Below are 5,390 nucleotides of genomic sequence, written 5' to 3'. Positions count from 1 at the left end.
ATTTAATTCTTATGTCTCAATTCTGCATTAAATTTTTAGTGCAATTAGACTTAATATATCACACTTATGAGTACTTATAACGATTACATTATTGAGATTGAAGAGCGTAAAGTTCAAGGTCTTCACCCAAAACCAATTGATTCAGCAGAATTGCTAATCGAAATCGTAGCACAAATTAAAGATACAAATAACGCAAATAGAGCAGATTCTCTTAAGTTTTTTATCTACAATACCTTACCAGGAACTACAAGTGCTGCTACTGAAAAAGCAAAATTTTTAAAAGAAATTATTCTTGGAGAAGAAGTGGTAAATGAAATTACTCCTGCTTTTGCTTTTGAATTATTATCTCACATGAAAGGTGGTCCTTCAATTGAAGTGTTACTAGATTTAGCTTTAGGAAATGATGTTGCAATTGCTAAAGATGCTGCTAAAGTTCTTAAAACTCAAGTGTATCTTTATGATGCCGATATGGATCGTTTGAAAGCTGCATTTGAAAGTAATAATGAAGTAGCTAGAGATATTTTAGAAAGCTATGCTAAAGCAGAATTTTTTACAAAACTTCCAGAAGTAGCTGAAGAAATTAAAGTAGTAACTTTTATCGCAGGTGAAGGAGATATTTCAACGGATTTACTTTCTCCAGGTAACCAAGCACACTCACGTTCCGATCGAGAATTGCACGGTAAATGTATGATTACACCTCAAGCACAAGATGAAATCAAAGCCTTGCAAACACAACATCCAGATAAATCTGTAATGTTAATTGCAGAAAGAGGTACAATGGGAGTTGGTTCATCTCGTATGTCTGGTGTAAATAACGTAGCGCTTTGGACAGGTAAACAAGCAAGTCCTTACGTGCCATTTGTAAACTTTATGCCAATTGTTGCAGGAACAAACGGAATTTCTCCAATTTTCCTAACTACAGTTGATGTAACTGGTGGTATTGGTTTAGATTTGAAAAACTGGGTAAAAAAGACAGACGCTCACGGAGAAGTGGTTCGTAATGAAAGTGGTGATCCAGTTTTAGAAGAAGTATATTCTGTAGCTACTGGAACAGTGCTTACCATCAATACAAAAACAAAAAAATTATACAACGGAGACAACGAATTAATTGATATTTCTAAAGCTTTCACGCCTCAGAAAATGGAATTCATCAAAGCTGGTGGTTCTTATGCGATTGTTTTTGGTAAAAAAATTCAAACTTTTGCAGCTAAGACTTTAGGAATTGAAGCACCTCTAGTGTATGCGCCTTCAAAAGAAGTCTCAATAGAAGGACAAGGTTTAACAGCAGTTGAAAAAATCTTCAATAGAAATGCTGTAGGGACTATTTCTAAAAAAGCATTACACGCTGGTTCTGATGTTCGTGTTGAAGTAAATATCGTTGGTTCTCAAGATACAACGGGATTAATGACGGCTCAAGAATTAGAGTCTATGGCAGCAACAGTGATTTCGCCAATAGTTGATGGTGCTTACCAATCAGGTTGTCATACTGCTTCAGTTTGGGATAAAAAGGCGCAAGCTAACATTCCAAAATTGATGAAATTCATGAACGATTTTGGTTTGATTACTGCACGTGACCCAAAAGGTCAATACCATGCTATGACTGATGTAATTCATAAAGTTCTTAACGATATAGTAATTGACGATTGGGCTATCATTATTGGTGGTGATTCACATACAAGAATGTCAAAAGGAGTAGCATTTGGTGCAGATTCTGGTACAGTTGCTTTAGCTCTTGCAACAGGAGAAGCTTCTATGCCTATACCTGAATCTGTAAAGGTGACTTTTAAAGGCCAAATGGCAACTTACATGGATTTCCGTGATGTGGTTCATGCTACTCAAGCGCAAATGTTACAAAAATTTGGAGGAGAAAATGTTTTCCAAGGAAGAATTATTGAAGTTCATTTAGGAACGCTTACAGCCGATCAAGCCTTTACATTTACAGATTGGACTGCTGAAATGAAAGCCAAAGCTTCGATTTGTATTTCAGAAGATGATACGTTAATTGAATCTTTGGAAATTGCAAAAGGAAGAATCCAGATCATGATTGATAAAGGAATGGATAACAAAACGCAAGTTCTTCAAGGCTTAATCAACAAAGCAAACAAGAGAATTGCTGAGATTAAATCAGGTGATAAACCAGCTTTAACTCCAGACGCGAATGCTAAATATTATGCTGAGGTTGAAATTGATTTGGACGTGATTAACGAGCCAATGATTGCTGATCCAGATGTAAATAACAAAGATGTTTCTAAAAGATATACTCACGATACCATTCGTCCACTTTCATTCTATGGTGGGGATAAAAAAGTAGATTTAGGATTCATCGGTTCTTGTATGGTGCATAAAGGTGATATGAAAATCTTAGCGCAAATGCTTAAAAACGTAGAGGAACAAACTGGTAAAGTAGAATTTAAAGCGCCATTAGTAGTAGCGCCACCTACGTACAACATTGTTGATGAATTAAAAGCAGAAGGAGATTGGGAAGTTTTACAAAGATATTCTGGTTTCGAGTTTGATGATAACGCTCCAAAAGGTGCTGCACGTACAGAATATGAAAACATGTTGTATTTAGAGCGTCCAGGTTGTAACTTATGTATGGGGAACCAAGAAAAAGCTTCAAAAGGAGATACGGTTATGGCAACATCTACTCGTTTGTTCCAAGGTCGTGTAGTAGAAGATACAGCTGAGAAAAAAGGAGAATCATTACTTTCTTCTACTCCAGTTGTTGTATTGTCTACTATTTTAGGAAGAACTCCTACTATTGAAGAATATAAAATAGCAGTTAAAGGTATCAATTTAACCAAGTTTGCTCCTTCAAATAAGCAATCCGTTTTATAAAGAGATACGTTAAATTTTTTGTAAAAAGCTCGAGTTTAGGTACTCGAGCTTTTTTTTGTGTAATAGCTGTCCTAATTTTTCGTAAATTGTAAATAAGTTTAGTAACATTTAAAATGAAATTATGGCCTTTGATATAGAAATGATAAAAAGAGTGTACAGCAACATGGCACATCGTGTTGATGCAGCACGAAAAGTTGTAGGTAGACCGCTTACATTAAGCGAGAAAATTTTGTACAATCACCTTTGGGAAGGCAAGCCTAACCAAGCTTTTACTCGTGGTGTTGATTATGTTGATTTTGCACCAGATAGAGTTGCATGCCAAGATGCTACAGCACAAATGGCCTTATTGCAGTTTATGCATGCGGGTAAAAAGACGGTAGCTGTACCCACAACAGTTCATTGTGATCACTTAATTTTGGCAAAAAATGGAGCTAAATCCGATTTGGCTGTAGCCAATACACAATCCAAAGAAGTTTTTGATTTCCTTTCCTCAGTTTCCAATAAATACGGAATCGGGTTCTGGAAACCAGGTTCAGGAATTATTCATCAAATCGTTTTAGAAAATTATGCTTTCCCAGGAGGTCTGATGATTGGTACTGATTCACATACCGTTAATGCGGGTGGTTTGGGAATGCTCGCCATTGGTGTTGGTGGAGCTGATGCTGTTGATGTGATGTCTGGAATGTCTTGGGAATTGAAATTTCCTAAATTAATTGGAGTTAAATTAACGGGTAAGTTATCTGGATGGACTGCTCCAAAAGACGTTATTTTAAAAGTAGCTGATATCCTTACGGTAAAAGGCGGAACAGGAGCTATTGTTGAATATTTTGGAGAAGGAGCAACTTCAATGTCATGTACTGGTAAAGGGACTATTTGTAACATGGGTGCTGAGATTGGAGCAACCACGTCTACATTTGGTTATGATGAATCCATGCGCAGGTATTTAGCAGCAACGGGCAGACAAGATGTGGTAGATGCAGCAGACCATGTAGCAGCATATTTAACCGCAGATCCTGAGGTTTATGCAGATCCTGAAACTTATTTCGACCAAGTAATTGAAATTAATCTTTCTGAATTAGAACCACATATTAATGGACCTTTTACGCCAGATAGAGGAACACCAGTTTCTCAAATGAAAGCAGAAGCGGCTGCAAATGGTTGGCCTATCAAAGTAGAATGGGGTTTGATAGGGTCTTGTACCAACTCCTCTTATGAAGATATGGCACGAGCGGCATCGATTGTAAACCAAGCGGTAGCACATGGTATTACTCCAAAAGCAGAATTCGGAATCAATCCAGGATCAGAACAAATTAGATATACGATTGAAAGAGATGGAATTATTGCCACTTTTGAAAAAATGGGAACCAAAGTATTTACCAATGCTTGCGGACCGTGCATCGGGCAATGGGATAGAGCAGGAGCGGATAAAGAAGAAAAAAATACCATTGTACATTCGTTTAATCGAAACTTTTCGAAAAGAGCCGATGGAAATCCTAACACTCATGCTTTTGTAACCTCTCCAGAAATGGTTGCGGCTCTGGCTATTTCGGGACGTTTGGATTTTAATCCGATTACAGATACCTTGATAAATGATAAAGGTGAAGAGGTGAAATTAACGGCTCCTTTTGGAGATGAACTGCCTCAAAAAGGTTTTGCAGTAGAAGACAATGGATTTCAAGTGCCAGCTGAGGATGGTTCTGGAGTTCAAATTTTAGTTAGTGAAACGTCTGATAGGCTGCAACTTTTAGCTCCATTTGAAGCCTGGGATCGAAAAAATATTACAGGAGTAAAGTTATTGATAAAAGCATTTGGCAAGTGTACCACAGATCACATATCTATGGCTGGTCCTTGGTTGCGTTTTAGAGGCCATTTAGATAACATTTCTAACAATATGTTAATTGGTGCCGTTAATGCGTTTAATCAAAAAACAAATGCCGTAAAAAATCAAGTAACAGGTGAATATGACGCTGTTCCTGCGGTGGCAAGGGCTTACAAAGCAGCTGGGATTCCGTCAATAGTTGTGGGAGATCACAATTATGGCGAAGGATCATCAAGAGAGCATGCGGCTATGGAACCTCGATTTTTAGGGGTGAAAGCCGTTCTTGTTAAATCGTTTGCACGCATACATGAAACGAATTTAAAAAAACAAGGAATGCTAGCGTTAACTTTTGCTAATGAAAATGATTATGATAAAATTCAAGAAGACGATACCATTAATTTTCTGGACTTAATATCATTTGCACCTGCAAAACCACTCACACTAGAGTTTGTTCACTCAGATGGTAGCACTGATCGAATTCTTGCAAATCATACTTATAATGAAAGTCAAATAGGTTGGTTTGAGGCAGGATCAGCTTTAAATTTAATTGCTGCAGCAAGTAATTCTTGAATTTTTTTATTCCTTTTAAAAACTCTCAAAGCTATTTTGAGAGTTTTTTTTTGTGATATAAATTACTTGAGTTGACTTCTAAAGTAAGAATAGTAATAAATATCAAGTAAGCTAGTTCGTTTAATTTTTCTAAAGAATTAGTTAAAATGGATTTTTTCAACGT

The 5,390-nt window shown here is 36.8% G+C and carries 2 protein-coding genes; both read left to right on the top strand.

Features of this window, described 5'->3' with window-relative positions; genetic code table 11:
• Positions 1 to 66 precede the first annotated feature (66 nt).
• Positions 67 to 2,838, top strand: coding sequence for a bifunctional aconitate hydratase 2/2-methylisocitrate dehydratase (locus tag FPG59_RS13430; protein ID WP_086455099.1), 2,772 nt, complete (start codon positions 67 to 69; stop codon positions 2,836 to 2,838).
• A 121-nt stretch (positions 2,839 to 2,959) separates the two neighbouring features.
• Positions 2,960 to 5,227 (top strand): aconitate hydratase, encoded by a 2,268-nt coding sequence (locus tag FPG59_RS13425; RefSeq protein WP_086455098.1) that lies wholly within the window; start codon positions 2,960 to 2,962, stop codon positions 5,225 to 5,227.
• The last annotated feature ends 163 nt before the right edge of the window (positions 5,228 to 5,390 follow it).

Source organism: Flavobacterium sp. FPG59 (genome assembly GCF_002150205.1).
GTDB lineage: Bacteria > Bacteroidota > Bacteroidia > Flavobacteriales > Flavobacteriaceae > Flavobacterium.
Note: the sequence above shows the minus strand (reverse complement) of the source record. Positions and strands in the feature narration are given on the sequence as shown.